This is a genomic window from Caldimonas tepidiphila (assembly GCF_003569765.1).
Classification (GTDB): Bacteria; Pseudomonadota; Gammaproteobacteria; order Burkholderiales; family Burkholderiaceae_C; genus Caldimonas; species Caldimonas tepidiphila.
The window spans coordinates 1-25,731 of sequence record NZ_QXMG01000050.1 but is presented as its reverse complement, the minus strand read 5'-3'; the positions used below and the strand labels follow the sequence as shown (position 1 = coordinate 25,731).

At 71.7% G+C, this 25,731-nt stretch carries 31 protein-coding genes and 1 pseudogene; 9 read left to right on the top strand and 23 right to left on the bottom strand.

Annotation, left to right across the window (positions count from 1 at the left end; genetic code table 11):
- Positions 1 to 14: 14 nt before the first annotated feature.
- On the bottom strand, positions 15 to 893 hold the full coding sequence (locus D3A59_RS25515; RefSeq protein ID WP_157991599.1) for an alpha/beta hydrolase: 879 nt from the start codon (positions 891 to 893) through the stop codon (positions 15 to 17).
- A 530-nt stretch (positions 894 to 1,423) separates the two neighbouring features.
- Between D3A59_RS25515 and nifE the strand changes: the two genes are divergently transcribed.
- The 6 genes from nifE to fdxB are packed head-to-tail and all read left to right on the top strand — an operon-like array spanning position 1,424 to position 5,805.
- Positions 1,424 to 2,869: a nitrogenase iron-molybdenum cofactor biosynthesis protein NifE gene (gene nifE, locus D3A59_RS19725; RefSeq protein WP_119157037.1), complete on the top strand. Its 1,446-nt coding sequence runs from the start codon at positions 1,424 to 1,426 to the stop codon at positions 2,867 to 2,869.
- Positions 2,870 to 2,871: 2 nt separating this feature from the next.
- Positions 2,872 to 4,365 (top strand): nitrogenase iron-molybdenum cofactor biosynthesis protein NifN, encoded by a 1,494-nt coding sequence (gene nifN / locus D3A59_RS19720; RefSeq protein WP_119157036.1) that lies wholly within the window; start codon positions 2,872 to 2,874, stop codon positions 4,363 to 4,365.
- Positions 4,362 to 4,775, top strand: a complete 414-nt coding sequence (nifX, locus tag D3A59_RS19715; RefSeq protein WP_119157035.1) for a nitrogen fixation protein NifX — start codon at positions 4,362 to 4,364, stop codon at positions 4,773 to 4,775. The genes nifN and nifX overlap by 4 nt, the downstream gene beginning before the upstream one ends.
- Positions 4,768 to 5,268, top strand: a complete 501-nt coding sequence (locus D3A59_RS19710; protein WP_119157034.1) for a NifX-associated nitrogen fixation protein — start codon at positions 4,768 to 4,770, stop codon at positions 5,266 to 5,268. The genes nifX and D3A59_RS19710 overlap by 8 nt, the downstream gene beginning before the upstream one ends.
- A 1-nt stretch (position 5,269) precedes the next feature.
- Positions 5,270 to 5,467 carry a CCE_0567 family metalloprotein gene (locus D3A59_RS19705; RefSeq protein ID WP_119157033.1) on the top strand — a complete coding sequence of 66 codons (198 nt, stop codon included), beginning with the start codon at positions 5,270 to 5,272 and terminating at the stop codon, positions 5,465 to 5,467.
- 32 nt (positions 5,468 to 5,499) lie between these two features.
- On the top strand, positions 5,500 to 5,805 hold the full coding sequence (fdxB, locus tag D3A59_RS19700) for a ferredoxin III, nif-specific (protein ID WP_119157032.1): 306 nt from the start codon (positions 5,500 to 5,502) through the stop codon (positions 5,803 to 5,805).
- Between the two features lie 154 nt (positions 5,806 to 5,959).
- Here the strand turns inward: fdxB and D3A59_RS19695 are convergent, their stop codons facing one another.
- Positions 5,960 to 6,499 (bottom strand): hypothetical protein, encoded by a 540-nt coding sequence (locus D3A59_RS19695; RefSeq protein WP_170162368.1) that lies wholly within the window; start codon positions 6,497 to 6,499, stop codon positions 5,960 to 5,962.
- 356 nt (positions 6,500 to 6,855) lie between these two features.
- Between D3A59_RS19695 and D3A59_RS19690 the strand changes: the two genes are divergently transcribed.
- On the top strand, positions 6,856 to 7,320 hold the full coding sequence (locus D3A59_RS19690) for a methyltransferase family protein (RefSeq protein WP_119157030.1): 465 nt from the start codon (positions 6,856 to 6,858) through the stop codon (positions 7,318 to 7,320).
- Between the two features lie 49 nt (positions 7,321 to 7,369).
- Here D3A59_RS19690 and modC read toward each other — a convergent pair whose 3' ends face one another.
- The 4 genes from modC to D3A59_RS19670 are packed head-to-tail and all read right to left on the bottom strand — an operon-like array spanning position 7,370 to position 10,851.
- Positions 7,370 to 8,500 (bottom strand): molybdenum ABC transporter ATP-binding protein, encoded by a 1,131-nt coding sequence (gene modC / locus D3A59_RS19685; RefSeq protein ID WP_119157029.1) that lies wholly within the window; start codon positions 8,498 to 8,500, stop codon positions 7,370 to 7,372.
- Between the two features lie 50 nt (positions 8,501 to 8,550).
- The gene (gene modB, locus D3A59_RS19680; protein WP_119157028.1) at positions 8,551 to 9,228 is read right to left on the bottom strand and encodes a molybdate ABC transporter permease subunit; all 678 of its coding nucleotides are present in this window, start codon (positions 9,226 to 9,228) and stop codon (positions 8,551 to 8,553) included.
- Between the two features lie 4 nt (positions 9,229 to 9,232).
- Entirely contained in the window at positions 9,233 to 9,997 is a 765-nt protein-coding gene (gene modA, locus D3A59_RS19675; RefSeq protein WP_119157027.1) for a molybdate ABC transporter substrate-binding protein, read from the bottom strand.
- A gap of 26 nt (positions 9,998 to 10,023) precedes the next feature.
- Positions 10,024 to 10,851, bottom strand: coding sequence for a TOBE domain-containing protein (locus tag D3A59_RS19670; RefSeq protein ID WP_119157026.1), 828 nt, complete (start codon positions 10,849 to 10,851; stop codon positions 10,024 to 10,026).
- A 205-nt stretch (positions 10,852 to 11,056) separates the two neighbouring features.
- Here D3A59_RS19670 and D3A59_RS19665 point away from each other — a divergent pair, with 205 nt between their 5' ends.
- Positions 11,057 to 11,503, top strand: a complete 447-nt coding sequence (locus tag D3A59_RS19665; RefSeq protein WP_119157059.1) for a TOBE domain-containing protein — start codon at positions 11,057 to 11,059, stop codon at positions 11,501 to 11,503.
- Positions 11,504 to 11,700: 197 nt separating this feature from the next.
- On the opposite strand, the gene D3A59_RS19660 is transcribed toward D3A59_RS19665, so the two are convergent.
- The 16 genes from D3A59_RS19660 to D3A59_RS19585 all read right to left on the bottom strand — a co-directional run bounded on the left by D3A59_RS19660 (position 11,701) and on the right by D3A59_RS19585 (position 24,178).
- A complete protein-coding gene (locus D3A59_RS19660) occupies positions 11,701 to 12,003 on the bottom strand; it encodes a hypothetical protein (protein WP_119157025.1) in 303 nt (100 codons plus the stop codon).
- A 216-nt stretch (positions 12,004 to 12,219) separates the two neighbouring features.
- On the bottom strand, positions 12,220 to 12,546 hold the full coding sequence (locus D3A59_RS19655) for a (2Fe-2S) ferredoxin domain-containing protein (protein WP_119157024.1): 327 nt from the start codon (positions 12,544 to 12,546) through the stop codon (positions 12,220 to 12,222).
- 34 nt (positions 12,547 to 12,580) lie between these two features.
- Positions 12,581 to 13,039: a ferritin-like domain-containing protein gene (locus D3A59_RS19650; RefSeq protein WP_240636136.1), complete on the bottom strand. Its 459-nt coding sequence runs from the start codon at positions 13,037 to 13,039 to the stop codon at positions 12,581 to 12,583.
- Between the two features lie 12 nt (positions 13,040 to 13,051).
- Positions 13,052 to 13,351 (bottom strand): ferredoxin family protein, encoded by a 300-nt coding sequence (locus D3A59_RS19645; protein ID WP_119157023.1) that lies wholly within the window; start codon positions 13,349 to 13,351, stop codon positions 13,052 to 13,054.
- The gene (locus tag D3A59_RS19640) at positions 13,348 to 14,658 is read right to left on the bottom strand and encodes an FAD-dependent oxidoreductase (RefSeq protein WP_119157022.1); all 1,311 of its coding nucleotides are present in this window, start codon (positions 14,656 to 14,658) and stop codon (positions 13,348 to 13,350) included. Before D3A59_RS19640 ends, D3A59_RS19645 begins: the two co-directional genes overlap by 4 nt.
- Before the next feature lie 26 nt (positions 14,659 to 14,684).
- Positions 14,685 to 15,794, bottom strand: coding sequence for an electron transfer flavoprotein subunit alpha/FixB family protein (locus D3A59_RS19635; protein WP_119157021.1), 1,110 nt, complete (start codon positions 15,792 to 15,794; stop codon positions 14,685 to 14,687).
- 11 nt (positions 15,795 to 15,805) lie between these two features.
- The gene (locus D3A59_RS19630) at positions 15,806 to 16,654 is read right to left on the bottom strand and encodes an electron transfer flavoprotein subunit beta/FixA family protein (protein WP_119157020.1); all 849 of its coding nucleotides are present in this window, start codon (positions 16,652 to 16,654) and stop codon (positions 15,806 to 15,808) included.
- A gap of 33 nt (positions 16,655 to 16,687) precedes the next feature.
- Positions 16,688 to 17,047, bottom strand: a complete 360-nt coding sequence (gene nifW, locus D3A59_RS19625; RefSeq protein ID WP_119157019.1) for a nitrogenase stabilizing/protective protein NifW — start codon at positions 17,045 to 17,047, stop codon at positions 16,688 to 16,690.
- Complete coding sequence (gene cysE, locus D3A59_RS19620) at positions 17,047 to 17,883, bottom strand: serine O-acetyltransferase (protein ID WP_240636135.1); 837 nt, start codon at positions 17,881 to 17,883, stop codon at positions 17,047 to 17,049. The genes nifW and cysE overlap by 1 nt, the downstream gene beginning before the upstream one ends.
- Positions 17,880 to 19,028 (bottom strand): homocitrate synthase, encoded by a 1,149-nt coding sequence (gene nifV / locus D3A59_RS19615; RefSeq protein ID WP_119157018.1) that lies wholly within the window; start codon positions 19,026 to 19,028, stop codon positions 17,880 to 17,882. The genes cysE and nifV overlap by 4 nt, the downstream gene beginning before the upstream one ends.
- Before the next feature lie 298 nt (positions 19,029 to 19,326).
- Positions 19,327 to 19,662, bottom strand: coding sequence for a 2Fe-2S iron-sulfur cluster-binding protein (locus D3A59_RS19610; RefSeq protein WP_119157017.1), 336 nt, complete (start codon positions 19,660 to 19,662; stop codon positions 19,327 to 19,329).
- Between the two features lie 12 nt (positions 19,663 to 19,674).
- On the bottom strand, positions 19,675 to 21,582 hold the full coding sequence (hscA, locus tag D3A59_RS19605) for a Fe-S protein assembly chaperone HscA (protein WP_119157016.1): 1,908 nt from the start codon (positions 21,580 to 21,582) through the stop codon (positions 19,675 to 19,677).
- A gap of 73 nt (positions 21,583 to 21,655) precedes the next feature.
- Positions 21,656 to 21,979, bottom strand: coding sequence for an iron-sulfur cluster assembly protein IscA (gene iscA, locus D3A59_RS19600; RefSeq protein WP_119157015.1), 324 nt, complete (start codon positions 21,977 to 21,979; stop codon positions 21,656 to 21,658).
- Between the two features lie 46 nt (positions 21,980 to 22,025).
- Complete coding sequence (gene erpA / locus D3A59_RS19595; RefSeq protein ID WP_119157056.1) at positions 22,026 to 22,400, bottom strand: iron-sulfur cluster insertion protein ErpA; 375 nt, start codon at positions 22,398 to 22,400, stop codon at positions 22,026 to 22,028.
- Between the two features lie 37 nt (positions 22,401 to 22,437).
- Positions 22,438 to 22,884 (bottom strand): Fe-S cluster assembly scaffold IscU, encoded by a 447-nt coding sequence (gene iscU / locus D3A59_RS19590; protein ID WP_119157014.1) that lies wholly within the window; start codon positions 22,882 to 22,884, stop codon positions 22,438 to 22,440.
- 52 nt (positions 22,885 to 22,936) lie between these two features.
- The gene (locus tag D3A59_RS19585; RefSeq protein WP_272868084.1) at positions 22,937 to 24,178 is read right to left on the bottom strand and encodes an IscS subfamily cysteine desulfurase; all 1,242 of its coding nucleotides are present in this window, start codon (positions 24,176 to 24,178) and stop codon (positions 22,937 to 22,939) included.
- A 311-nt stretch (positions 24,179 to 24,489) separates the two neighbouring features.
- On the opposite strand from D3A59_RS19585, the gene D3A59_RS19580 reads away from it, so the two are divergent.
- The gene (locus tag D3A59_RS19580) at positions 24,490 to 25,215 is read left to right on the top strand and encodes a DUF8198 family protein (protein WP_119157013.1); all 726 of its coding nucleotides are present in this window, start codon (positions 24,490 to 24,492) and stop codon (positions 25,213 to 25,215) included.
- Between the two features lie 175 nt (positions 25,216 to 25,390).
- Here the strand turns inward: D3A59_RS19580 and D3A59_RS26890 are convergent.
- Positions 25,391 to 25,594, bottom strand: a pseudogene (locus D3A59_RS26890) (transposase family protein); the annotation flags it as partial.
- Positions 25,595 to 25,731 lie beyond the last annotated feature (137 nt).

Sequence of the window (25,731 nt, the reverse complement as noted above, 5' to 3'; positions counted from 1 at the left end):
GGCCGGGCCGGCGCTCAGGCCGCCTCGGGCTGCGGCAGGTCGGGCGCCCCCGGGCCGGGGAGCCGGCCGGACGCGAGCTGCGCGATGAAGCGGTGCAGCTCGTCCCAGTAGGCCTCGTGCAGCATCACGTCGGCGTGGTTCGCCGCCGGGATGTCGAAGCGCTGCGCCGGCCCGCCCCAGGCAGCCAGCAGCCGCTCGGTGTGGTGCACGCGGATCAGCGTGTCGCGCCCGGCGGTGACGAACAGCGCCGGCGTGCGGATCGCGTGCGCGCGGCGCCACGAGTCGAAGGCGTGCCGCAGCAGGTAGCGCACCGGCAGCCACGGGTAGACGCTCGCCGCCACCTCGGTGATGCTGTCGTAGGGCGTCACGAGCACCACGCCGGCCACCTCGCGCTGCGACGCGAGATAGGTCGCGACGCCGCTGCCGAGGCTGCGACCCACCACGACGATGCGGGACGGATCGAGCTCCAGCCGCTGCACGAGCCGGTCGTGGATGTGCAGCGCGTCGGCGAACAGCGCCGCCTCCGAGGGCTCGCCCTCGCTCTGGCCGTAGCCGCGGTAGTCGATCGCCGCCACCGACCAGTCCTGCGGCCAGCGCGGGTGCGCGAGCCAGGCCGGCGCGCGCTCGGCATTGCCGCCGAAGAAGATCAGCAGCTTCTGCGGCCCCTCCACCTCGGCCTTGCGCAGCGCGCCGCGCAGCGTGCAGCCGTCGTCGGTCTTCAGGTCCAGCAGCTCGAAGCCCGGCCGCTTGCCGAGCCCCGGCACCTCGCCGCGCGGGCCCGGGAACAGGAGCTTCTCCTGGAAGCGGTACATCAGCCCGCCGACGAGCAGGTAGGCGCAGGTGCCGGCCAGCCCGACCCGGGCCAGGGTGTCGATCACGGGAGAGGCTTTCATGAACGACCTCCGGGGCGGGCGGGACGGGCGGCAAGGCACCCGCGCGAAACGATCCGTGCAGCCGGCCGCGCCTGCGGCCGGCTCCCGGGCTGAGCCGGTCTCGACGGCCGTCGCCCTCGGGGTCGCGGATGCAGCTGCTCGAACGCCGGCCACCCGGCGGAAAGCGCCTGCCTGCGCAGGCACGGACACCACCTTTCCACGAGCGAGGACTGCATGTCGGGACTCCTTCTGCACCCACCGTCCGGCACCAAGATAGCACCGGCGCAAGGCCCGGCGGATACCGCTTTCGGGGGGCCGGAGCGGCCCCGGGACGCCCCCGGATCGAGGCTTGCGGCACCGCTCGGCCGCGGGGCGGGCGGTGCCCGTGCAGCGTTCGCGACAAACCGCCTGTCGCAAACCCGCCAAACGCCCGCGGCGCATGCCGCGCGGGCCGCGCAGCCCGCACGCAAGTGCGCGCCGCCGCGGGCTTTTCCGCGCTGGCATCAAACCTGCGATACGGCCTGCCAGCAGCCACCCCCGGGAGTTCCGCCATGTCCGCGTCGCTGAAGCAGAAGATCGCCACCGTGCTCGAGGAGCCGGGCTGCGACAAGAACGCCGCCAAGAGCGAGAAGGACCGCAGGAAGGGCTGCACCAGGCAGCTCTCGCCCGGCGCGGCCGCGGGCGGCTGCGCCTTCGACGGCGCCAAGATCGCGCTGCAGCCGATCGTCGACGTCGCGCACCTCGTGCACGGCCCCATCCCCTGCGAGGGCAACTCCTGGGACAACCGCCACAGCCATTCGTCCGGGCCGCAGATCTACCGCACCGGCTTCACCACCGACATCAACGAGCTCGACGTGATCTACGGCGGCGAGAAGCGGCTGTTCAGGTCGATCCGCGAGATCATCGAGAAGTACGACCCGCCGGCGGTGTTCGTCTACCAGACCTGCGTGACGGCGCTGATCGGCGACGACATCGAGGCGGTCTGCAAGCGGGCGAGCGAGAAATTCGGCAAGCCGGTGATCCCGGTGAACGCGCCCGGCTTCGCCGGGCCGAAGAACCTCGGCAACAAGCTCGGCGCCGAAGCCCTGCTCGACCACGTGATCGGGACCAGGGAGCCCGCGCTCAGCACGCCCTGCGACATCAACATCATCGGCGAGTACAACCTCGTGGGCGAGATGTGGCAGGTGAAACCGCTGCTCGATGCTTTGGGCATCCGCGTGCTGTCGTGCATGTCGGGCGACGGCCGCTACGACGAGATCGCCAGCGCCCACCGCGCGCGGGTGAACATGATGGTGTGCTCGAAGTCGATGATCAACGTCGCCACGCGCATGCAGCAGCGCTGGGGCATCCCGTACTTCGAGGGCTCCTTCTACGGCATCGGCGACATGAGCGACACGCTGCGCCAGATCGCCAGGCTCCTCGTGCAGCAGGGTGCTGATGAAAATCTGGTCGCGCGCACCGAGCGCCTGATCGAGGTGGAAGAGGCGCGCGCCTGGAAGCGCATCAATGCCTACCGCGAGCGGCTCGCCGGGAAACGCGTGCTGCTCATCACCGGGGGCGTGAAGTCCTGGTCGGTGGTCTCCGCGCTGCAGGAAGCCGGCATGGTGGTGGTCGGCACCAGCGTCAAGAAGAGCACCCGTGAAGACAAGCAGAAGATCAAGGAGATCATGGGCGACGACGCGCACATGATCGACGACATGACGCCGCGGCAGATGTACGAGATGCTGCGCGACGCGCGCGCCGACATCATGCTCTCGGGCGGGCGCTCGCAGTTCGTCGCGCTCAAGGCGCGCATGCCCTGGCTCGACATCAACCAGGAGCGCTACCACGCCTACGCCGGCTACGAGGGCATGGTCAACCTCGTGCACGAGATCGACCGCACCATCTCCAACCCGGTGTGGCAGCAGGTGCGCATCCCGGCGCCCTGGGACGAGGACGGCGTGGGTCTGCCCGCCCCGGCCGCTGCGGCCTCCCCCCTTGCCACCGCGGAGGCCTGAGCATGGCGGCCGTCATCGAATCGAAGAAGGCCTGCGCGGTCAACCCGCTGAAGATGAGCCAGCCGCTCGGGGCGAGTTTTGCATTCCTCGGACTGGACTCCTGCATGCCGCTGATGCACGGCTCGCAGGGCTGCACCTCCTTCGGCCTGGTGCTGCTGGTGCGCCACTTCAAGGAGGCGATCCCGCTGCAGACCACCGCGATGAACGAGGTCACCACCATCCTCGGCGGCTACGAGAACCTCGAGAAGGCGCTGGTCAACATCCGCAAGCGCGCTGCGCCGCGCGTGATCGCGATCTGCTCGACGGGCCTCACCGAGACCAAGGGCGACGATGTCGAGGGCCACCTGAAGCTGATCCGCCAGAACAAGCCCGAGCTGGCGGATACCGAACTCGTCTACGTGTCCACGCCCGACTATGTCGGCGCCTTCGAGGACGGCTTCTCGAACGCAGTGACCGCGATCGTGAAGGCGCTGGTCAAGCCCGCACAGGATCGCCCCGCGAGCCAGGTGAACCTGCTGGCCGGCTGCCATCTGTCGCCCGGCGACATCGAGGAGCTGCGCGAGATCGTCGAGGCCTTCGGGCTCGTGCCGATCGTGCTGCCGGACGTGTCGCGGTCGCTCGACGGCCACATCCCGCCCGACTGGCGCGGCACCACGCTCGGCGGCACCACGGTGGAGGAGATCCGCAGCATGGGCGCATCAGCCGCGACGCTGGCCGTCGGCGAGCAGATGCGCGAGGCGGCCGAGGCGCTGGAGCAGATCGCCGGCGTGCCGTACACGCTGTTCGAGCGCCTCACCGGGCTCGAATGCAACGACCGCTTCCTGCAGGCGCTTTCGCGGATCAGCGGCAAACCCGTCCCGATGAAGTACCGCCGCCAGCGCAGCCAGTTGCTCGACGCGATGCTCGACGCCCATTTCCACATCGGCGGCAAGCGGGTCGCGATCGGCGCCGAGCCGGACCTGCTGCTCGCGGTCGGCGGCCTGCTGGTCGAAATGGGCGCGACGCTCGAATGCGCCGTGACCACCACCCACTCCGCCGCGCTCGAAAAGCTGTCCATTGAAAAAGTGCTGATCGGCGATCTCGAAGACCTGGAGAAAGGTGCGGCCGCTTGCGACGTGCTGGTGACGCATTCCCACGGCCGCCAGGCCGCGGAGCGACTGGACAAACCGCTGTTCCGCATCGGCTTCCCCGTGTTCGACCGCGTCGGCAACTCGCACCGCCTGCAGGTCGGCTACCGCGGCACGCGCACGCTGGTCTACGACTTCGCCAACCTGATGCTGGAGCACCTGCCGCATCCCGGCCCCGATGCCTGGCCACTGCCGGAGCTGTCGCGCCAGATGGCGGCCAACGCCGTGCCGCTCTCCGCCGCGGCGCTGGCCGAGGCGCTGCCGGACCTGCCCGCCGCACCCGCGGGTTGCGGTGGCGGCTGCGGCTGCGCCGGCTCGCAGCCCCCGCAGCCCGAATCCCCTGTCATGCCCCAAGGAGTCGCACCGTGAAAGTCGCATTCGCCACCCAGGACAAGCAGCGCGTCGATGCGCACTTCGGCTGGGCCAAGAACATCGCCGTCTACGAGGTCACGCCCGAGGGCGCCGACTTCGTCGAGAACTTCGAGTTCGGCGGCACGCTGGAAGAGGACGGCGACGAGGACAAGCTCGCGCCCAAGCTCGAGAAGATCCACGACTGCGCCATCCTCTACGTCGCCGCGATCGGCGGCTCGGCCGCGGCGCGCGTGGTGGCGCACAAGATCCACCCGGTCAAGGTCGCGGGCCCCGAGCCCATCCTCGACATCATCGACAAGCTGCAGGAGGTGCTCAGGGGCACCCCGCCGCCCTGGCTGCGCAAGGCGCTCGCCAAGGGCCGCCCCCGCCAACCCGACTTCGAGGACGACGAGGTGCAACATGGCTGAGACCGTCGCCCCGCAGGCGGACGCGGACGCCGACGCCGGCTCGACCGCGGCGCTGCTCGCCACGCCCTTCCTGCGCGAGCTCGTGAAGATGCTGCGCGCGCAGGACACGCACGGCCAGTGGGACGGCAGGAGCGACGAGCAGCTGCTCAAGCCCTACGTGCTCACGGCCGAGGAGCGCCGCGCGATCCCGATCATCGGCGACCCCGATCCCGAGACGCTGTGGCGCCTGGAGCTGTTCTTCAACGCGGTCTGCGTCGCGATCGAGCGCGAGACGCGCCAGATGGTCACGCCGATGATGAAGATGAGCCACGAGGGCTTCGGGCGCATGGTGCTGATCTGCGGGCGGCTCGTCGTCGGCAACAAGCAGCTGCGCGACGTGCACCGCTTCGGCTTTCCCTCGCTCGCCCGGCTCGCCGAGCAGGGCGGCAGGTTCGTGAGCGAGGGCATCGAGATGATCCGCCAGCACCCCGAAGTCGCCAATCACGGAGCATGAGATGGAGAGCCCCGAGGAACTGAAGCTGAAGCTCAAGAAGCTCAACGCACAGGCCACGCAGGCCAAGATGGACCTGCATGACCTGTCCGAGGAGCTGCCGACGAACTGGGAGCGCATCCTGGAGGTCGCGCAGAAGGCGCACGACGCGCACGAGGCGCTCGCCGAGGCCCGCAAGGCGGCCGCCGCCGCGAGCCGCTGAAGTCACACGAGCAATCACCGGAGAAGGAAGCGATGAGCGCGTTTACCGTGACGCTGCCGAGCGGCGAGGTCTGGACGCCGAGGTTCGTGCAGCGCATCGACGAGGCCACCTGCATCGGCTGCGGCCGCTGCTTCAAGGTCTGCCCGCAGGGCGTGCTGGAGCTCGTCGGCCTCGACGAGGACGGCGAGCGGGTGATGATCGACCCGGACGGCGACGAGGACGAGGAATACGAGAAGAAGGTCATGACGATCGCGCACGGCGGGAAGTGCATCGGCTGCACCGCCTGCTCGAGGATCTGTCCGAAGAAGTGCTACACGCACGCGGCGCTGGGTTCCTAGCGCTGCGCCGGCCGGGACCCGTCACGACCGGCATGGCGCCGCCCCGGGCGGAGGCCGCCGCAAGCGCAGCGAAGACCTTCCTGTCGCCGCGGTGGCTCGCCCGTGTTGCCTGCGAGGCCCGCACGCGCCCTCCGCCGGGGACCGGTCCCCCCGCTCACTTCGAGACGATCAGCGTGCTGCGGCCCAGCCGGGCGATCGTGGAGCTCGGCGGCTCGCCCGGATCGTTGATCCTGGCGATCACCTCCAGCCGGTAGTGGCCGGTGGGCAGGTTGGCGATGACGGCCCGCACCGTCTTCGTCTGCGGGCCTTCGCGGGCGCCGCAGAAGTGCTGGGAATTGCCGGCCGTGGGAGGCAGGATCCTCACCACCTCGCCGATCACCCGGATGTCGATGTCGAGCCAGGAGTCCGGGTTCGTGCTCTCGATGTCGCACAGTGCCGTGTACTGCACGACCACGCGCTGGCCCTGTTGGTAGGCGAAGCTGGGCGACTCGCGCGAGGTGGACACCTCCCCCGCCTCGACCAGCTCCCGACGCACGACGGGCACGATCTCGGCCTCGAAAGGTCCCTCGTAGCCGAAGCGGTGCTCCTCGGGGAAGTCCTGCGCCATCAGGACATCCGCCCCGGCACTGCCTGCCGCGACGGCGGCCAGGGCCGACACGAAGACCCGCCTGCTCCATGCGCTCGCGCTTCTCATTCCGTGCTCCCCTGCACCCGACCCGCCTGCGGAACAAGCCCGAGGAGCGACGGCCGCGTAGAACATGAATTCCGGAGGCCGGGCGCGCACGCCACGTCTCCACCGGGTCCCGATCATTAGAGCCAGGGGCCGAGGCGCGCACAAGCACGCGCACATCCGGTTTCCCGAGTTGCCTCCCGGTGGAACAAAGTTGCTTTGCGCGCACCGGCGCCCGGCAGGGCCGCCGCCTTCGCGGCCCGACGCCCGCTCGCGTGCCGAAGCGGGCCGCCTGCACTCCGAGTGCGACCCGATCGAGGCGCGCGCCACAATCGCCCGGTCGACAAGACTGCTCGCCGCCGATCGCCTCGCCCGCCGCCATGCCTGCCCTCGAGCTGAAACTCCCGCCCGTCGCCCTGGTCCTGATCCTCGCGCTGCTGATGGCGCTGCTGCCCCCGGGGCCGGCCGCAGCCTCGCTGCTGCCGCCCACGCTGCGCCTGCCGCTCGCCGTGCTGCTCCTCGCTGCCGGCATCGCGATCGCGCTGGCCGGCGTGCAGGCCTTCCGCCGCGCCCGCACCACCGTCAACCCGATGCATCCCGAGGCCTCGTCGGCGCTCGTCAGCGGCGGCATCTACCGCCACACCCGCAACCCGATGTACCTCGGCATGCTGCTCGCGCTCGCCGCATGGGCGGTCTGGCTCGGCGGGCTCGCGCCCTGGCTCGGCCTGCCCGCCTTCGTGCTGTACATGAACCGCTTCCAGATCGCTGCGGAGGAGCGTGCGCTCGAGGCCCGCTTCGGTGCGGACTTCGCCGGCTACCGGCGCCGCGTGCGGCGCTGGCTGTAGGCGGGAGGGCTGCCGCGGTGCGCGCCGGCCGGCACGCTGCACGGGCGGCTCAGGCCAGCAGCGCCACCGACTTGATGTGCGCCCAGACCTCCCGGCCCGGCGCGAGCCCGAGCAGGTCGCGCGAGCGCCGCGTGATGCGCGCGAGCAGCGGCGTGCCGCCGGCCTCGAGCCGCACCAGCAGGTGCGCCGGCGTGTCGGCCTCCGCCTCGGCGACGTAGCGCGCGCGCAGCCGGTTGAGGATGGAGCTGTCCTCCTGCGGCGCGAGCGCGAGGCTGACGTCGCGCGCGCGCACCTGGATGCGCAGCCGCGTGCCGGCCGCGACCGGCCCGTGCGCCACCTGCACGCTGCCGCCCGGGAAGCTCAGCTCCGCGAGGTGGTAGCGCGCGTCGTGACCGCGCACCGTGCCCTCGATCACGACGCCGGCGTCCTCGCCGAAGGCGATGGGCAGGTCGAGCCGCGCCATCGTCTGCGCGAGCGGCCCGCTCGCGACGACGCGGCCCGCGTCGAGCAGCACCAGGTGGTCGGCGAGCCGCGCCACCTCGTCGGGCGCATGGCTGACGTAGAGCACCGGGATGTCGAGCTCGTCGTGCAGGCGCTGGATGTAGGGCAGGATCTCGCGCTTGCGCCTGAGGTCCAGCGCCGCGAGCGGCTCGTCCATCAGCAGCAGGCGCGGGCTCGTCAGCAGCGCGCGGGCGATCGCGACGCGCTGGCGCTCGCCGCCGGAGAGCCGGTCCGGATGCCGCTCCAGCAGCGCGCCGATGCCCAGCAGCTCCACCGCCTGCCGCAGGTCCACGCGCCGCGCCGCCGGCGCGATGCGCTTCTGGCCGAACTGCAGGTTGGCGCGCACCGACAGGTGCGCGAACAGGCTCGCCTCCTGGAACACGTAGCCGATCGGGCGGCGGTGCGTGGGCACGAAGACGCCGCGCGCGTCGTCCTGCCAGACCTCGCCGTTGACCGCCAGGTAGCCGCCGCGGTGGTGCTCCAGCCCGGCGACGGCGCGCAGCAGCGTGGTCTTGCCGGAGCCGGAATGGCCGAACAGCGCGGTCACGCCATGGCCGGGCAGCCGCAGCCCGGCCTGCAGCGAGAAGCCGGGATAGTCCACCGCGAAGCGGGCGACGATGGCGCCCTCGCCCGGTCCGGGCGCGCTGCCGTCGGCCGGCCCCCCCTCGTGCAGGGACATGCTCCCTCCTGCAGGGGCCTCGCGCGCCCCGGAGCCGCCCGCCGCCGCGCTCATGCGCGCCTCCGATGCGGGTTGAAGGTGTAGAGCGCGAACAGCACGATGAAGCTGAACGCCACCATCGCGGCCGACAGCGCATGCGCCTGCCCGTACTCCAGCGCCTCGACGTGGTCGTAGATCTGCACCGAGACCACCCGGGTCTTGTCCGGGATGTTGCCGCCGATCATCAGCACCACGCCGAACTCGCCCACGGTGTGCGCGAAGCCGAGGATGGAGGCGGTGATGAAGCCCGGCCGCGCCAGCGGCAGCACGACGTGGAAGAAGGTGTCCCAGGGCCCCGCGCGCAGCGTCGCGGCCGCCTCCAGCGGGCGCTCGCCGAGCGCCTCGAAGGCGTTCTGCAGCGGCTGCACGACGAAGGGCAGCGAGTAGAAGACCGAGGCCACCACCAGCCCGCCGAAGGTGAAGGGCAGCAGCCCGAGGCCGAGCCACTGCGTGAGCTGCCCCGCCGGCCCGTTCGGCCCCAGCAGCAGCAGCAGGTAGAAGCCGAGCACGGTGGGCGGCAGTACCAGCGGCATCGCCACCAGCGCGCCCACCGGGCCCTTCCACCACGAGCGCGTGCGCGCCAGCCACCACGCGATCGGCGTGCCGATCAGCAGCAGCAGCACGGTCACGACGCTCGCCAGCCTGAGCGTAAGCCGGATCGCGGCCCAGTCCTCGGGTCCGAAGCTCACCGGCTCACTCCCTGGGCAGGTCGTAGCCGTAGGCGCGGATCACCGCGCGGGCCTTGTCGCCCTTCAGGTAGTCCATCAGCGCGGCCGCCGCCGGGTTGCCCTTGCCGCGCTGCAGGATCACCGCGTCCTGGCGGATCGGCGCATGCAGGCTCGCGGGCACCACCCAGGCCGAGCCGGACTTGAGCACGCCGTCCTCGAACACCTGCGCCATCGCCACGAAGCCGAGCTGCGCGTTGCCGGTGGAGACGAACTGGAAGGTCTGCGCGATGTTCTCGCCCTGCACGAACCTCGGCGTGGTCGCCTCGAGCACGCCCATTGACTTCATCACCTCGAGCGCCGCGGCGCCGTAGGGCGCGGTGCGCGGGTTGGCGAGGGCCAGGTGCCGGAAGCCGCCCTTCCTCAGCACCTCGCCCCGCTCGTCGACGACGCCCGGCTGCGCGCTCCAGAGCACCAGCTTGCCGATCGCGTAGGTGAAGCGGCTGCCGGGCACCGTGCCGCCCTCCTTCTCCAGCTTGGCCGGCGTCTCGTCGTCGGCGGACAGCATCACCTCGAAGGGCGCGCCGTTCCTGACCTGCGCGTAGAACTTGCCCGAGGCGCCGAAGGACAGCACCGCCTTGTGGCCGGTGTCGCGCTCGAACTGCGCGGCGATCCTGTTCATCGGCGCGGTGAAGTTGGCGGCCACCGCCACCTGCACCTCGGCGGCGCGCAGCGTGCCGGCGGCCAGGGGCAGCAGCGCGGCGAGCAGGACGGTCTTCAGGGTCTTCTTCATGGCGGAAGGCTCCGGGCGGGGAAGGTTCAGGCGCAGGCGGCCAGGATCACGGACGAGGACTTGAACAGGGCGCAGGCCGGCATGCCGGGCTTCAGCCCGAGCGCCTCGGCGCTGCCGTGCGTCACCACCGCGGCGATGCTGCGCCCGCCCGGCAGCGCGAGGCAGACCTCGTCGTTGACCGAGCCCTCGTGCACCGCGCTCACCTCGCCCCAGAGCCGGTTGCGCGCGGACAGGCGCAGGCCCCGCTCGGTGCACAGCATCACCGACGTGGACTTCACGAGCGCGAACACCTCCTGGCCGATCGCGAGGCCGAGGTTCTCGGCGCTGGCCCGGGTGATGACGGCGACGATCTCGATGCCCTCGCGCGGATCGAGCGCGAGCCGCACCTCGTAGTCGACACCGCCGTCGCGCAGCCCGGTGATGCGGCCGAGGAACTGGTTGCGCGCGCTGCTGCGCATCCCGACGCGCTGCATCAGCCCGCGGAAGGCGGCGATGTCGCCAGCGCCCCCATCGCCGAGGTGGGCCGAGAGCCGGTCGAGCGCGGCCTGGTACTCGCGCTCGAGCGCGCGGTACATCGCGACGATGCGGCGCCCGTAGTCGGTCAGCCGCGTGCCGCCGCCCTGCCGCCCGCCGCTCACGCGCTCGACGAGCGGCTGCGGCGCGAGGTTGTTGAGCGTGTCCACCGCGTCCCAGGCGGCCTTGTAGGACATCGGCACCGCCCGCGCCGCCTGGCTGATCGAGCCGAGCCGCTCGATCTGCTCGAGCAGCCGCACCCGGGTCTCGCCGAGCGAGGCGCCGGACTCGGCCTCGAGCGTCATGCGTGCGGCGAAGCGGGCGGGGGGATCGGTCTTCATCGGACTTCCAGTACCTGTATAGGCACGTAGATAGCGAGTGCCGTGCCAGGCGGCCGCGGCGGCTGCCTCCCCGGCGTCCCCCTCTGGCTCCTGCCCGGGGGCCTGAGGCGCGGGATACGCGGGATGCACGGCCCTTGTCGCGACCCTGACAATATATGTAGGCAATGCTACAGAAAACCGGCGCGCCGGTCCGCAGGAGATGCGCGTGAACATCAGCGCCCGCAACGTGTTCCGGGGCACCGTCCGTGCCCTTCGCCCCGGTGCGATCCATGCCGAGCTCATGCTCGAGCTCGAAGGCGGCGAGCCGCTCGTCGCGCTCGTCACCATGGAGAGTTGCCGCGAGCTCGGCCTCGCGCCGGGCCGCCCGGCGCTGGCGCTCGTCGAGGCGCGGTGGGTGATGGTGATGGCGGGCGCGGGGGGTTCCGGGCTGTCGGCGCGCAATGTGCTGCGAGGTCGCGTGAAGGCGGTGACGGCCGGGCCGGTCAACGTCCGCGTGCTGCTGGAGTCGCAGGGCGGGACCGAGGTCGAGGCGGTGATCACGAGGGAGGCGGCGCAGGAACTCGGGCTCGCGCCCGGCGTGCCGGCCACCGCGGTGATCGAGGCCTCGCAGGTCGTGCTCGCCGTCCGGGAGCGGGACGCGCAGGAGGGCTGAGCGGGGAGGCAGCGATCTGCTGCTTGCGGGAGCACGGCCCCTGGCCTTCGGGGCCCCGAAGGCCGACGCTCACGGGCGGGCGAGCCCGGACCCGCCGGAGGCGCCGGACCGGGCACGGTGCCGGCAGATCGCTGCGGCGGCCTCGCCTGCGAGCCTTGCCCCGGAACGGGGCGAGGGCCGCGCGTCCCGGGTGCCGCTCACCAGGGCTGCGTGACGAAGCGCCGCTCCGCGCAGGTCTGGGTCCAGTGGATGAAGGACTGGGTCGCGAGCTGCACGCCGCGGAACATCGGCACGAACATCTCGCGCGCCGGGTGGAAGTGGAGCAGCTCCTCGGCGATGCGGCCGAAGTGCTCGGGCATCCGCCCGGCGGCATCTGCCGCACCGACCGCGGGAGGGCACAGCACCGAGGCGCCGAGGGCGTCGGCCTGCGTGCGCATCAGCTGCATGCCGAGGCGGTTCCACATCTGCATCAGCTCGGTGCAATAGAGGGGGGAAAACATCGCGCGGTCTCCTGGAGGATCGTTGGCGGGCCGCGCGGCCCGCCGACGGGCGGCACGCGGCGGCATGCGTCGATCCCCTCTTTCGGCCGCGCCGCCCGGCACTGGAGCCGCGGCACGCGAGGACGGGCGGCTTTCGCCGAATCCTGCGCACTTCCGGTCTTCCCGTGCACGCCGCAGGCGCCGGGCGCCCCGGCGGGCCTGCCGCCGCCGGGCGTTTCAGCCCCAGACGGTCGCGGGCGCGAGCAGGCGCCCGAGCGGCTCGCCGCCCTCGAGGTGCTGCGTGAAGATCTCGGCGACGTCGGCCTTCGCGACGCCGCCGTACATCACGCCCTCCGGATAGACCAGCACGTTCGGGCCCGCCTCGCAGGGCCCCATGCAGCCGGCGTAGGTGACGGCCACGCGCTCATGGGCGCCGCGCTTCTGCAGCTCGGCCCAGAAGGCCTGCAGCACCTCGGTCGATCCCTTAGCGGCGCAGGCGCCCCGCGGGTGGCCCGGCGGGCGGTTCTGGGTGCAGACGAAGACGTGCTTCTGCGGACGGGGCATCTCGTTTCTCCTGTGCAGGGGGACAAGGGTCGATTCAGGCTGCCTGGCGGTCGATCCAGCGCTCGAGTTCGGCGACATGCTCGGCCTCCTCCAACTCGAACTCCGCGGCCATGCGCCGCACTTCGGGGTCCGGGCTGCGCTGCGCGACGGCGCGGTAGAAGGCATGGCCGCCGAGCTCGCTGTGCAGCGCGAGCTGCAGCGCGTCGCGCACGTCGATCAGCCCGTCGACGCCCTGCCAGCCCGCGGCCTCGGGGCTCACGCCCTCGGGCCACCGGAAGTCCGCGGGCGCGAGCACCGGCAGCTGCTGGAAGCCGCCGCGCCGCATCGCCTCCTTCAGGTGGCGGCGCGAGAACTCCGCCATCCGGCCGAAGAAGTCTTCCACCTCGCGATTGCCCGCGGTGCGCATGGCCTGCGCCAGATCCTCGTACTGGCGCGCCGCGTCGCGTTCGAGCTGGATCGCATGGGTGAGGAACACCCCGATGTCGTCGATCATCAGGCGCCTTCCTCAGCCGAACTTGAACAGGATGCCGTGGCCGCCGCGCGGGTACTCCCAGTCGACGTTGGCGTGCTCGGAGCAGATGATGCGGCAGCTGCCGCACTCGAGGCAGCCGTCGGTGATCAGCACCACCTGGCCGTTGCCCTCGGCGCGGTAGCACTGCGCCGGGCAGACGAAGGTGCAGCTCTTGTCCCTGCAGTCGTTGGCGCAGACCTCCGGCTGGCGGATTCGGATGTGCGGCCGGCCGGCATCGACGCGGTAGCGGTTCTGGAAGAGCTTCTCTTCCACGTTGACGGTGATGGCGTTCATCGGAAGGCCCTCCAGAGCTTGAAGGCGTCGCCCACGAGGCCGGTGAGCGAGCGGGACTGGCGGAAGCTCGCGAAGACCTGGCGCTCCTTGGTCTTCTTGTCGATGCCGTCGACCGTGATCATCGTGCGCGCGGCATCGGCGGCGAGCTGCGGGTAGGTGGTGAAGAACTGCTTGTTCTGATGGAACACGCCCGGCATGTCGCGGTACTTGTGCAGGTCCTTCATCACGAAGCTCTCGTCGAGCGCCTGCTTGTAGGATTTCAGAACTGCCTCGCGCATCGGCTTGCCCGCGGCCTTGGCGGCGATCACCGCCTCGGCGGCCAGGCGCCCGGTCGTCATCGCCAGGTTCGAGCCCTCGCGGTGCACCGCGTTCACGAAGCCGCCGGAGTCGCCGACGATCATCCAGCCGTTGCCGTAGACCTTCGGGACCGCGTAGAAGCCGCCCTCGGGGATCAGGTGCGCGGTGTACTCCTTCATCTCGCCGCCGGCGATCAGCGGCGCGATCGACGGGTGCTGCTTCATCCTCTCCAGCAGCAGGTAGGGCGAGCTGCGCTTCGGGTTGGCCTTGAAGTCGCCGAGCATGCAGCCGACGCCGATGGTGAGCGAGTCCTTGTTGGTGTAGAGGAAGCCCGTGCCCATCATGCCGTCGGTGATCTTGCCGACCATCTCGATGACGACGCCCGAGTCCTCGCCGATGTTGAAGCGCTGCTCGATCGTCTCCTGCGGCATGAAGAGGATCTCCTTGACCGCGAGCGCCACGTTGCCGGCCTGGATCTCGCCGTGGAAGCCCGCCTTGCGCGCGAGGGTCGAGTTCACGCCATCGGCCAGGATCACCACGTCGGCGAACACATCGCCATGCTCGCGGTCGCATTTCACCCCCACCACCTGGTCGCCGTCGAAGATCAGCTCCTGCACCGTGGTCTCGCAGATCACGAGGCCGCCGGCCTCGCGCACCTTGGACGAGAACCACTTGTCGAACTGCGCGCGGATGATGGTGTAGCGGTTGTAGGGCGGCTTGTCGTAGCCGGCGCTCCTGAAATGCGTGCCGACGAAGGAGTCGTCGTCGAGCACCCACATGCGCTGCTCGATGATGTGGCGCTCCAGCGGCGCGTCCTCGCGGAAGTCCGGGATGATCTTTTCCAGCGCGTCCGAGTACAGGATCGCGCCCTGCACGTTCTTCGAGCCGGGGTACTCGCCCCGCTCGATCTGCAGCACCTTGAGTCCTGCCTTGGCCATCGTGTAGGCCGCCGCATTGCCGGAGGCGCCGGCGCCGACGACGATGGCGTCGAATTTCTTGGGAACGTTCATGTCAGCTCCTTGGCTGGGCCGGGGTCTCAGGCGGCCTTCGGCGCACGCGCCTTCAGGTGCTCGGCGAAGGCCTGGGTCAGCGCGGGCAGCACCTGCATCGCGTTGCCGACGATGCCGATGTGGGCGAAGTCGAAGATCGGCGCGTTCGCATCGGTGTTGATCGCGACGATCACGTCCGCGCTCTCCATGCCGACGCGGTGCTGGATCGCGCCGGAGATGCCGGCAGCGATGTAGAGCTTGGGACGCACGGTCTTGCCGGTCTGGCCGACCTGGCGCTCCGCCTCGACCCAGCCGGACTGCACCACCGGGCGCGTGGCCCCCACCTCGCCGCCGAGCACGCGGGCGAGCTCGAAGCACAGCCGGAAGTTCTCCGGGTTCTTCAGGCCCTTGCCGCCCGCGACGATCACGTCGGCATAGGGCAGGTTGATCCTGTTGGTGCTGGCGTCGGGGATGAAGTCGAGCAGCTTGGTGACGATGCTCGTCTCGACCATGCCGAGCGAGTCCTCGATCACCTCGCCGCTGCGCGAGGCGTCGGCGCGCGGCATCGCCATCACGCGCGGCCGCACGGTCGCCATCTGCGGCCGGTAGGCCAGCGTCATGATCGTGCACAGGAGGGACCCGCCGAAGGTCGGGCGGGTCGCCGCGAGCGCCTTCGAGGCCGGGTCGATGCGCAGCTCGGTGCAGTCGGCGGTGAGCCCCGTGGCGAGCGTGGTCGCCACCGAGCCTGCGAGGTCGCGGCCCATCGTCGTCGCGCCGAGCAGCACGATCTCCGGCTGGTACTTGTTGACGAGGTCGGTCAGGCCCTTCGTGAAGGGCTCGTTGCGGTAGCCCTTCAGGACCGGGTCGCGCACGATGTAGCAGAGGTCCGCGCCGTAGGTGCAGGCCTCCTTCGCGAAGCGGTCGAGGTCCTCGTCGGGGCCGCCGAGCAGCACGCCCGCGACCTTCGATCCGAGCGTGTCGGCGAGCTTGCGCGCCTCGCCGAGAAGCTCCCAGGACACCGAGTGCACGTGGCCGCGGTCGTGTTCGATGAACACCCAGACGCCCTTGTAGGCCTTCAGGTGTTCGGGCAGTTCGAGGTTGCGGCCGCCCTTGCCGGCCGGCTTCCTGGCGGGTGCGTTCTGTGCGTTGTCGGTCATGGCGGGCTCCTTCAGTGGGCGACCTTGTCGAGCAGGTCCTGCTCCAGCGTGACCTGGCGGGTGAAGACCTTCTGCAGCACGTTGAGCGCGACGTCGCGCGGCGTGGAGTTCTCGACCACCAGCATCTCGGCCTTCTCCGAGCGCGGCGTCGGGCCGAAGACCTTGCTCACCACGGTGGGCGAGCCCTTCAGGCCGATCTTGCTGATGTCCTCGACGCCGGCCTCGTCCTTGTTCCACTTGCGCACCGGGTAGCCGGCGGCGTGGATCATCGCGGGCATCGTCGCGAAGCGCAGCTCGTTGGTGTTCTCCAGCATCGTGATCAGGCAGGGCAGCGCGGTCTTGAGCAGCTGCACGCCGCCCTCGGCGCGGCGCTCGACGACGATCGTGCGGGCCACGAGGTCCACCTCGACGATGCGCGACACGTAGGTCAGCAGCTGCAGCTCCATGCGCTTGGCGATGCCGGGGCCGACCTGCGCGGTGTCGCCGTCGATGGTCTGCTTGCCGGTGAAGACGATGTCGACCTGCTGCTCCTTGTCGATCTGGCGGATCGCGGCGGCGAGCGCGTAGGAGGTGGCCAGCGTGTCGGCGCCGGCGAAGGCGCGGTCGGTGACGAGGATCGCGTCGTCCGCGCCGTAGGAGATGCACTTGCGCAGCGCTTCCTCGGCCTGTGGCGGGCCCATGCAGATCGCCGTGACGCGGCCGCCGAACTTGTCCTTCAGGCGCAGCGCCTCCTCCAGCGAGAACAGGTCGTAGGGGTTGACGATGGCCGGCACCCCCTGGCGCATGATGGTGTTGGTGACCGGATGGACGCGGATCTGCGCCGAGTCGGGGACCTGCTTGATGCAGACGACGATGTGCATGGTGGGACTCCTGCGGTGGCGGGCGGGCGGGGCTCAGGCGCCGGCGGACTGCGTGGCGGGCCGGGCGGCCGAGGGCAGCGAGGCCTTCAGGCTGTCGAGCGAGACATGCTGCTGGCCTTGCGCGTCCTGGAACACCTTGAACACCTTCTCCTTGGCCGGCGTCGAGGCGACGAAGTCGTGATAGGCCTGCAGCAGCAGCCGGCGGTAGCAGGCGAACAGCGCCGACTCGTCGTCGCGCGGCAGGTCGGGCTCGCTGCGGATGTACTGGAAGAAGCGCTTGAGGATGTGCAGTCGGCTGACGTTGACGACCTTCTGGTCGAAGGGCACGCCGAAGAAGCCGAGGAAGTCTTCGGCCGAAGACAGGTTCTTCAGTCGCTGGGTGAGGTTGTCCATCATGGGCGGGCTCCGGTGCGGCGCGCGAGCGCGCCAAAGGGGGGTTCGGCACAGCTGTCGTCGCAGCGGCTGCATCCCGAGGGGTCGTCGGCCGGATCGGCGGCCGGGCTCGCGGCCTGCCGCGCCTGCAGCTGCTGCTCCAGTTGGGTCACCCGCTCCAGCAGGCAGCCGATGGCCTTGCCGACCGGGTCGGGGATCAGGTGGTGATCCAGATCGAACCCGTGCGCGGCGCGCTGGCGGCGGTGCCTCGGGATCACGACGCGGCCCGGGTTGCCGACCACCGTCGCGCCGTCGGGCACGTCCTCGATCACGACCGAGTTCGCCGCGATGCGCGCGCGCCGGCCGATCTCGATCGCGCCGAGGATCTTGGCGCCCGCGCCGATCAGCGCCCCGTGGCCCACGGTGGGATGACGCTTGCCGGGGTTCCAGGTCGTGCCGCCGAGCGTGACGCCGTGGTACATCGTCACGTCGTCGCCGATCTCGGCGGTCTCGCCGATCACGACGCCGGCGCCGTGGTCGATGAAGAAGCGCCGGCCGATGCGCGCCGCCGGGTGGATGTCGACGTTGGTCAGCCAGCGCGAGAAGAAGGAGATCGCGCGCGGCAGGAAGCGCCAGCCGCGCCGCCACAGGCGGTGCGCGACGCGGTGCAGCGCCACCGCCTGCACGCCGGGATAGAGGGTGCAGACCTCGAGCATCGAGCGCGCCGCGGGGTCGCGCTCGCGCACGCAGCGCGCGTCCTCGCGCAGCTGCCGCCACAGGCCGGGCTGCGGCGCCGCGGGCGGCTGCAGCAGCGGCTCGCGGCGCAGCGCGGCGAGCGCCTCGTCCTCGCGCATCATGAGCGCTCCCGGCAGGCGCCGGCGGCCTCGCCCGCCTCGTGCAGGAAGCGGCGCAGCTCGGCGTCGCTCGGCGCGCGCTTGGCCTGCATCGCGTGGCGGCGGATGCGCGCGAGCAGCGGCTCGAGCTGCGCGTCGGCGACGGACACGCCGAGCGCCTGGTAGGCCGCCCGCACCGCGTGCGAGCCGGAGTGCTTGCCGAGCACGGTGCGGCGCTCGCGCCCGAGCTCGGCCGGGTCGAAGCTCTCGTAGTTGCTCGCGTTCTTCAGCAGCCCGTCGACATGGATGCCGGACTCGTGCGTGAACACCGCCTCGCCGACGATGCACTTGTTGGCCGCCACCGGCCGGCCCGAGGCCTGCGCGACGAGGCGCGAGATCGGCACGAGCGCCTTCGTGTCGACGCCGGCGTCGAGCCCCTGGAGATGGCGCAGCGCCATCACCACCTCCTCGAGCGCGGCGTTGCCGGCGCGCTCGCCGAGGCCGTTGACGGTGGTGTTGGCATGCGTCGCGCCGGCGCGCACCGCGGCCAGCGTGTTCGCGGTGGCGAGGCCCAGGTCGTTGTGCGCGTGGATCTCGATGTCGATTTCCACCGCGTAGCGCAGCCGCGCGATGGCCTCGAAGGTGGCGAAGGGGTCGAGCACGCCGAGCGTGTCGGCGAAGCGGATGCGCGAGGCGCCGCGCTGCTGCGCGAGCCGCGCGAGCTGCGACAGGAAGGCCGGGTCGGCGCGCGACGCGTCCTCCGCGCCGACCGAGACGACGCGCCCGGACAGCGCCGCCTCGGCGACGAAGCGGTCCACCTGCTCCAGCGCCCAGCGGCGCGAGCGCTGGAGCTTGTGCTCGAGCTGGATGTCCGACACCGGCACGGAGAGGTGGATGATCTCGGCGTCGCAGCGCATCGCGGCATCGAGGTCGGCCTCGCACATGCGGCCCCACACCATCAGCTGCGCGTCGAGCCCGAGCGCCGCGATCGCGTTGACCGTCTCGATCTCCTGCTCGCCCATCGCCGGGATGCCCACCTCCATCTCCGGCACCCCGGAGCGCGACAGCGCGAGCGCGATCGCGCACTTCTCCTGCGCCGTGAAGGCGACCCCCGCGGTCTGCTCTCCATCGCGCAGCGTGGTGTCGTTGATGGTGATGCCGGCTTGCATGGTGCGACTCCTTTCGAAGCGGCTTTCGCAAGACCCATGCCATGCGCGCGCGGCCACGCAAGTCATTGATATGGAAGACATTTCCCCGCCCCGCCGGCGCCCGGGCGGGCCGGCTCGCGGCGGCCGCGTCGGTCTCGTCGGCGGGGGTGTCGGGTTTGTTCCGTTTGCCACACCGCCACGCTGGCTCGCCGGGCGAGCCCCTGCGCCCGCGGCGCGGCAATCCGCCCCGCGCAAGCGCGACGGGCCCGCACGCCTGGCGGCGTCGGGCCCGTCGGGGACGGCGCGGGTGCGGGCGGCGTCAGCGCTCGCGCGCGTGGTTGCGGCTGTGGCGCGGCAGCTCGACCGCGAGCTCGCCCTGCCCCACCCGCACGCGGCAGGCCAGGCGCGACTGCGCGTCGATGCCCCAGGCCTGGTCGAGCTCGTCCTCCTCATCCTCGTCGGGCGCGGCGAGCGTGTGCGCGCCCTCGCGCACATGCACGTGGCAGGTGGCGCAGGCGCCGACGAGGTCGCAGGCGTGCTCGATCGCGACGCCGGCGGCGAGCAGCCGCTCGGCGAGCGAGTCGCCGGCCGCGGCCTCCAGGCGCATGCCCGCGGGACAGAGTTCGCGGTGCGGCAGCACGGTGATGGTGGGCATGGCGGCGCTCCTTCAGCCAATGCTCTGCAGCTCGCGGCCGGCCAGCGCCCTGCGGATCGTCGCGTTCATGCGGCGCGCGGCGAACTCGGCGGTCGCGGCATTGAGCGCCTCGGCCGCGGCCTTCACGTCCGCGGCCGGCGCCTGCGTCTCCAGGCCCTCGGCGAGGCGGTGCATCGCGCGCCGCACCGCATCGCGCTCGGTGATCGACAGCAGCAGGTCACCGTCCTCGGCCAGCGCGCGCTCGGTGGCGTCGAGCAGCCGCCGCGCGTCGACCTGCGCCTCGCGCAGCATGCGCAGCCGCGCATCGGCGTCGGCCTCGGCGAAGGCCTCGCCGAGCATCGCGGCGATCTGCGCGTCGCCGAGCCCGTAGGACGGCCGGACCTCCACATGCGCCTCGACGCCCGAGGTCTGCTCGCGCGCCGACACGGCGAGCAGCCCGTCGGCGTCGATCCGGAAGGTGACGCGGATGCGCGCGGCGCCCGCGACCATCGGCGGGATGCCGCGCAGCACGAAGCGCGCGAGCGAGCGGCAGTCGGACACCGACTCGCGCTCGCCCTGCACGACGTGGATCGACATCGCGGTCTGCCCGTCCCTGAAGGTGGTGAAGTCCTGCGCGCGCGCCAGCGGCAGCGTGGCGTTGCGCGGGATGATCTTCTCGACGAGGCCGCCCATCGTCTCGAGCCCGAGCGACAGCGGGCAGACGTCGAGCAGCAGGAAGCCGCCGTCCGCGCCGCGGTTGCCGGCGAGCGCATCGGCCTGGATCGCCGCGCCGAGCGCGACCACTTGGTCGGGGTCGATGCCGGCGAGCGGCTCGCGGCCGAACAGCGCGCGCACCGCCTCGCGCACCACCGGCATGCGCGTCGAGCCGCCGACGAGCACGACCTCCGCGATCCCCTCGGGCCCGAGGCCCGCGTCGCGCAGCGCGCGGCGCGTCGCGACGAGCGTGCGCCGGACCAGCGGCTCGGCGAGCCGCGCGAGGCCGTCTCGCGTCACGGTGCAGGCGAGCCGCGCGCCGTCGTCCCGCGCCAGCTCGAGCAGGGCCTGCGGCGCGCTCGACAGCGCCTCCTTCGCGCGGCGGGCGGCCGCGAGCAGCGCGCGCTGCTCGCGCGGCCCGAGCGCGGCGAGGCGCCCGCCCGGGGCATCGGCGCGGCCGACGCCGTGCTGCTCGCAGCACCACTCGGCGAGCAAGCGGTCGAAGTCGTCACCGCCGAGCGCCGAGTCGCCGCCGGTGGCGAGCACCTCGAAGACGCCCTGCGTCAGCCGCAGCACCGAGACGTCGAAGGTGCCGCCGCCGAGGTCGTAGACCGCGACGCAGCCCTCGGCCCGCCGGTCGAGCCCGTAGGCGATCGCGGCCGCGGTGGGCTCGTTGAGCAGTCGCAGCACCGGCAGGCCCGCGAGCCGCGCCGCGTCCTTGGTGGCCTGGCGCTGCGCGTCGTCGAAATACGCCGGCACCGTGATCACCACGCCGCCCAGCTCGCCGCCGAGGCTGCCCTCGGCCCGCGCACGCAGCGCCCGGAGGATCTCCGCGGACACCTCGACCGGCGACTTCACGCCCGCGGCGGTCTCCAGCCCCACCATGCCCGGCGCGTCGACGAAGCGGTAGGGCAAGGCCCGCGCCTGCGGCAGGTCGGCGAGCGTGCGGCCCATGAAGCGCTTGACCGAGACGATGGTGTTGGCCGCGTCCTCGGCCTGCGCGGCCTGCGCGCCGGCACCGACGCAGACGCCGCCGCCGCCGCCGGCGTGGTAGCGCACGACCGAGGGCAGCAGCAGCGCGCCGCGCTCGTCCGGCAGCGCGCGCGGCACCGCGCTCGCGACGGTGGCGATGAGCGAGTTCGTGGTGCCGAGATCGATGCCGGCGGCGAGCCGGTGCCGGTGAGGCGCGGCGCTCTGTCCGGGCTCGGCGATTTGCAGCAGTGCCATCGCATGCTCCTTCGTGGTTCGACCTTGCGGGGCCGGCCGGCATCGCGACGCCGGCGGCCCGGCCCTGCGTCGCTCAGACGCTGAAGCTCTCGCCGCAGCCGCAGTTGGCGCGGGCGTTCGGGTTGCTGAACTTGAAGCCCTCGTTGAGACCCTCGCGCACGAAGTCGAGCTCGGTGCCGTCGAGCAGCGGCAGGCTGCGCGGATCGACGACGATCCTCACGCCGTGATGCTCGAAGCACCGGTCCTCGGGATTCATCTCGTCGACGAACTCCAGCGCATAGGCGTAGCCGGAGCAGCCGCTGGTCTTGACCGCGAGCCGCAGGCCCAGGCCCTTGCCGCGCTTGCCCAGGGACTTCTGCACATGCCGCGCCGCGGCCGGGGTGAGGGACACGCTCATGGACGGTTTTCCTTGCTCATCGGGACATCGGGGGAGCGGCGCGCGCTCACATCGAGAACGAGCTGCCGCAGCCGCAGGTGGTCTGCGCGTTCGGGTTGTGGATCACGAAGCGCGAGCCCTCCAGCCCGTCCTCGTAGTCGATCTCGGCGCCCGTGAGGTACTGCAGGCTCATCGCGTCGACCAGCAGCGTCACGCCGTCCCTGCGGATCTGCGTGTCGTCCTCGGCGACCGCGTCGTCGAAGGCGAAGCCGTACTGGAAGCCGGAGCAGCCGCCGCCGGTGACGTAGAGCCGCAGCTTCAGCGCCGGGTTGCCCTCCTCGGCGATCAGCTCGGCGACCTTCGCCGCGGCATGGCCGGTGAAGACGAGCGGGTCGGGCATCGGCGCCGCGGCGGGCGTGGCGGGAATGACGGAAGCGTCCATGGTGTGCACCTGTGGGTGGGAAGAAGGCGGGAGGCGCTCAGGCCGCCGCGGGGCTGCGCGCGGCCTGCCCGCCGAGGGCGGCGTCGCCGTCGCCGGCGGGCGGCCGGGCCTGCTTGCCCCGGAAGTCGGCCACGGCCGCCTTGATTGCGTCCTCGGCCAGGATCGAGCAGTGGATCTTCACCGGCGGCAGCGCGAGCTCCTCGGCGATCTGCGTGTTCCTGATGTGCAGCGCCTCGTCGAGCGTCTTGCCGCGCACCCACTCCGTGACGAGCGAGGACGAGGCGATCGCCGAGCCGCAGCCGTAGGTCTTGAACCGCGCGTCCTCGATCACGCCCTCGGCGTTGACCTTGATCTGCAGCCGCATCACGTCGCCGCAGGCCGGCGCGCCGACCATGCCGGTGCCGACGCCCGCCTCGCCGGCATCGAAGCCGCCGACGTTGCGCAGGTTCTCGTAGTGGTCGACGACCTTGTCGCTGTAAGCCATGGAAACCTCCTGTCGTTCGATGAGGGGATGCCGGGGAGCGCGCGCGGGCCGCTCAGTGCGCGGCCCACTGGATCGTGTCCGGGTCGATGCCGGCCTGCACCAGGTCCCACAGCGGGCTGAGCCCGCGCAGCCTGGCCACCACCTGCGCGACGCGCGCGATCGTGAAGTCGATCTCGGCCTCGCTCGTGAAGCGGCCGACCGTGAAGCGGATCGAGCTGTGCGCGAGCTCGTCGCTGCGGCCCATCGCGCGCAGCACGTAGCTCGGCTCCAGGCTCGCGGAGGTGCAGGCCGAGCCGGACGAGACCGCGATGTCCTTCATGCCCATCAGCAGCGACTCGCCCTCCACGTAGCTGAAGCTGACGTTGAGGTGGCCCGGCGTGCGGCGCTCGGGGTGGCCGTTGAGATGCACTTCGTCGAGCCGCGACAGCCCGGCCCACAGCCGCTCGCGCAGGCCGCGGATGCGCTCGCACTCGGTGCCGAGCAGCTCCTGCGCGAGCGCGAAGGCCGCGCCCATGCCGACGATCTGGTGCGTCGGCAGCGTCCCGGAGCGCATGCCGCGCTCGTGCCCGCCGCCGTGGATCTGCGCCTCCAGCCGCACGCGCGGCCGGCGCCGCACGTAGAGCGCGCCGATGCCCTTGGGCCCGTAGACCTTGTGCGCCGACAGCGACATCAGGTCGACCGCCAGCGCCTCCACGTCGATCGGCAGCTTGCCGGCGGCCTGCGCCGCGTCGACATGGAACAGCACGCCGCGGGCGCGGCAGATGCGGCCGAGCGCCGCGATGTCCTGGATCACGCCGGTCTCGTTGTTGACGAACATCACCGAGGCGAGCACGGTGTCCGGACGCAACGCCGCGGCGAAGGCCTGCGGGTCGAGCAGCCCGTCGGGGCCGACCGGCAGCACCGTTGCCTCCCAGCCCTGGCGCTCCAGCTCGCGCACCGTGTCGAGCACCGCCTTGTGCTCGGTCGCGACCGTGACGAGGTGGCGTCCCTTGCCGCGCAGGAAGCTCGCCCCGCCCTTGATCGCGAGGTTGTTCGACTCGGTCGCGCCGGAGGTCCAGACGATCTCGCGCGGGTCGGCGCCGATCAGCGCCGCGACCTGCCCGCGTGCCGCCTCGACGGCGGCCTCGGCGTCCCAGCCGTAGGCATGCGAGCGGCTCGCGGGATTGCCGAAGGCCTCGCCGAGGTAGGGCAGCATCGCCGCCAGGACGCGGGGATCGACCGGCGTGGTCGCGGCATGGTCCAGGTAGACGGGCTTGGGCAGGCGGGCGGCTGCGGCGGGATCGCGGTCTTGCATGGCGGCTCCAGGGCTCGGCTTCGGGTCGGAGCCCTTTCCGCAACTTCGATGCCAGACCCCGCCGGATCAGCCAAGTGCTTGTCGCAGTTCAACATTTCCTCCCGCCGCAACGCAAGCGGGGACGGGGGCATGTGGGCTTTGTCGGGTTTGTCGGGCCGGCGCGCGGCGGTGTCGCACACCCGGGCCGCGGGCGCCGGCCGTTGCGGTGCGGGCGAGCCCCGGCCCTGCGGCGGGCAGGTGGCTTGCTGGAGTCGGCGAGGCCCGCTTCGCATGCCGGAGCGTCGTCCTTCAATGCCGGGAGCCGAGCCGCGATGCACCACACCCCCGCCTCCATCCTGCACAGCTTCGACACCGTGCGCGTCGAGCGCGAACGCAGGCGCTGCGACCAGGACCTGGACGACCGGGTGCTGGCGGTCAAGCGCTATCAGCAGCGGCGCTTCCTCACCACCTACGCCGACCTGCTGGCCGATCCGCGCCACGCGCAGGCGACGCGCTTCTTCCTGGAGGAGGTCTACGGGCCCAGGGACTTCAGCCGGCGGGACCGGCAGTTCTGCAGCCTCGTGCCGACGCTGACGCGGATCTTCCCGCAGCGGGTCGTCGACACGATCGGGCTGATGGGCGAGCTGCACGCGCTGACCGAGGTGCTGGACAGCCGCGTCGCGGAGGCGGCGCTGCCCTGCGGCATGCTGGACGCGAGGGGCTATCTGCGCGCCTGGCAGCGCGGCTGCCGCCCCGAAGAGCGCGAGACGCAGTTGCGCCTGGTGCTGGCGGTGGGCGAGTCGCTCGACGCGCACACCCGCGTCCCGCTGCTGAGGCAGAGCCTGCAGTGGGTGCAGCGGCCCGCGGAGGCGGCGGGTTTCGGCGAGCTGCACCGCATGCTGCTGGCCGGCTACGACAGCTTCCGCGCCATGGGCAGCGCACGCGACTTCCTTCAGGCCGTCGCGCAGCGCGAGCGCCGCCTCGCCGCGCGGCTCTTCGCCGCCGATGCCGAGGCGGCGCTGGAGGCGGGGGATGCGGAGCTGGGGCAGCTGCCTTGAGCGGCGCAGCGAGTTGCCGGTTTGCAGGGCAGGAAAGTGGTGCGGGCCGCGGCGGAAAGAAAAAAGCCCAGTCGGGGTGGATTGCTGCACCTGCTCGCCGGCGAGGCTGCGCATGGCGCCTTCGAGCTGCGCCGCATCGAGCCCCTGCAGGATCAAAGCGCACCGAGGTGTAAGCCGGCGCGCGCCTCCAGCGACTGCCGAACACCTCGTTGAGCCGCAGCCAATGCGTGTCGATGAGGATGTGGATCCTGCGGTACGAGGTTGCCCCTGAGGCGACCGCCAGCACGCAGTACCGCAGCACCTGCTCCAGGTCGTGGCGCTTGCACTGCGCGGGCCTGGGGTCACTCACTTGTTCCAGGCATTGCCTCAACGTGCTCATCTCGTCCTCGCTGCTTGGTCCGTTGTCAGGGCTTCGAAGGCGCGACCCCACCGGATCATTCGGCCGCTACTACCTCGGACGGCTCTGTTGCACAAATGAATTGAGGGGGAGCTTCCCCTGACCCCGGGCGGAGTTAT

Excerpts from the sequence above, each read along its gene's own strand:
- D3A59_RS25515 (WP_157991599.1), bottom strand. The coding sequence starts at position 893 with ATGAAAGCCTCTCCCGTGATCGACACCCTGGCCCGGGTCGGGCTGGCC.
- nifE (WP_119157037.1), top strand. The coding sequence starts at position 1,424 with ATGTCCGCGTCGCTGAAGCAGAAGATCGCCACCGTGCTCGAGGAGCCG.
- nifN (WP_119157036.1), top strand. The coding sequence starts at position 2,872 with ATGGCGGCCGTCATCGAATCGAAGAAGGCCTGCGCGGTCAACCCGCTG.
- D3A59_RS19710 (WP_119157034.1), top strand. The coding sequence starts at position 4,768 with ATGGCTGAGACCGTCGCCCCGCAGGCGGACGCGGACGCCGACGCCGGC.
- D3A59_RS19705 (WP_119157033.1), top strand. The coding sequence starts at position 5,270 with ATGGAGAGCCCCGAGGAACTGAAGCTGAAGCTCAAGAAGCTCAACGCA.
- fdxB (WP_119157032.1), top strand. The coding sequence starts at position 5,500 with ATGAGCGCGTTTACCGTGACGCTGCCGAGCGGCGAGGTCTGGACGCCG.
- D3A59_RS19695 (WP_170162368.1), bottom strand. The coding sequence starts at position 6,499 with ATGAGAAGCGCGAGCGCATGGAGCAGGCGGGTCTTCGTGTCGGCCCTG.
- D3A59_RS19690 (WP_119157030.1), top strand. The coding sequence starts at position 6,856 with ATGCCTGCCCTCGAGCTGAAACTCCCGCCCGTCGCCCTGGTCCTGATC.
- modC (WP_119157029.1), bottom strand. The coding sequence starts at position 8,500 with ATGTCCCTGCACGAGGGGGGGCCGGCCGACGGCAGCGCGCCCGGACCG.
- modA (WP_119157027.1), bottom strand. The coding sequence starts at position 9,997 with ATGAAGAAGACCCTGAAGACCGTCCTGCTCGCCGCGCTGCTGCCCCTG.
- D3A59_RS19670 (WP_119157026.1), bottom strand. The coding sequence starts at position 10,851 with ATGAAGACCGATCCCCCCGCCCGCTTCGCCGCACGCATGACGCTCGAG.
- D3A59_RS19660 (WP_119157025.1), bottom strand. The coding sequence starts at position 12,003 with ATGTTTTCCCCCCTCTATTGCACCGAGCTGATGCAGATGTGGAACCGC.
- D3A59_RS19655 (WP_119157024.1), bottom strand. The coding sequence starts at position 12,546 with ATGCCCCGTCCGCAGAAGCACGTCTTCGTCTGCACCCAGAACCGCCCG.
- D3A59_RS19650 (WP_240636136.1), bottom strand. The coding sequence starts at position 13,039 with ATGATCGACGACATCGGGGTGTTCCTCACCCATGCGATCCAGCTCGAA.
- D3A59_RS19645 (WP_119157023.1), bottom strand. The coding sequence starts at position 13,351 with ATGAACGCCATCACCGTCAACGTGGAAGAGAAGCTCTTCCAGAACCGC.
- D3A59_RS19640 (WP_119157022.1), bottom strand. The coding sequence starts at position 14,658 with ATGAACGTTCCCAAGAAATTCGACGCCATCGTCGTCGGCGCCGGCGCC.
- D3A59_RS19635 (WP_119157021.1), bottom strand. The coding sequence starts at position 15,794 with ATGACCGACAACGCACAGAACGCACCCGCCAGGAAGCCGGCCGGCAAG.
- D3A59_RS19630 (WP_119157020.1), bottom strand. The coding sequence starts at position 16,654 with ATGCACATCGTCGTCTGCATCAAGCAGGTCCCCGACTCGGCGCAGATC.
- nifW (WP_119157019.1), bottom strand. The coding sequence starts at position 17,047 with ATGGACAACCTCACCCAGCGACTGAAGAACCTGTCTTCGGCCGAAGAC.
- cysE (WP_240636135.1), bottom strand. The coding sequence starts at position 17,883 with ATGATGCGCGAGGACGAGGCGCTCGCCGCGCTGCGCCGCGAGCCGCTG.
- nifV (WP_119157018.1), bottom strand. The coding sequence starts at position 19,028 with ATGCAAGCCGGCATCACCATCAACGACACCACGCTGCGCGATGGAGAG.
- D3A59_RS19610 (WP_119157017.1), bottom strand. The coding sequence starts at position 19,662 with ATGCCCACCATCACCGTGCTGCCGCACCGCGAACTCTGTCCCGCGGGC.
- hscA (WP_119157016.1), bottom strand. The coding sequence starts at position 21,582 with ATGGCACTGCTGCAAATCGCCGAGCCCGGACAGAGCGCCGCGCCTCAC.
- iscA (WP_119157015.1), bottom strand. The coding sequence starts at position 21,979 with ATGAGCGTGTCCCTCACCCCGGCCGCGGCGCGGCATGTGCAGAAGTCC.
- erpA (WP_119157056.1), bottom strand. The coding sequence starts at position 22,400 with ATGGACGCTTCCGTCATTCCCGCCACGCCCGCCGCGGCGCCGATGCCC.
- iscU (WP_119157014.1), bottom strand. The coding sequence starts at position 22,884 with ATGGCTTACAGCGACAAGGTCGTCGACCACTACGAGAACCTGCGCAAC.
- D3A59_RS19585 (WP_272868084.1), bottom strand. The coding sequence starts at position 24,178 with ATGCAAGACCGCGATCCCGCCGCAGCCGCCCGCCTGCCCAAGCCCGTC.
- D3A59_RS19580 (WP_119157013.1), top strand. The coding sequence starts at position 24,490 with ATGCACCACACCCCCGCCTCCATCCTGCACAGCTTCGACACCGTGCGC.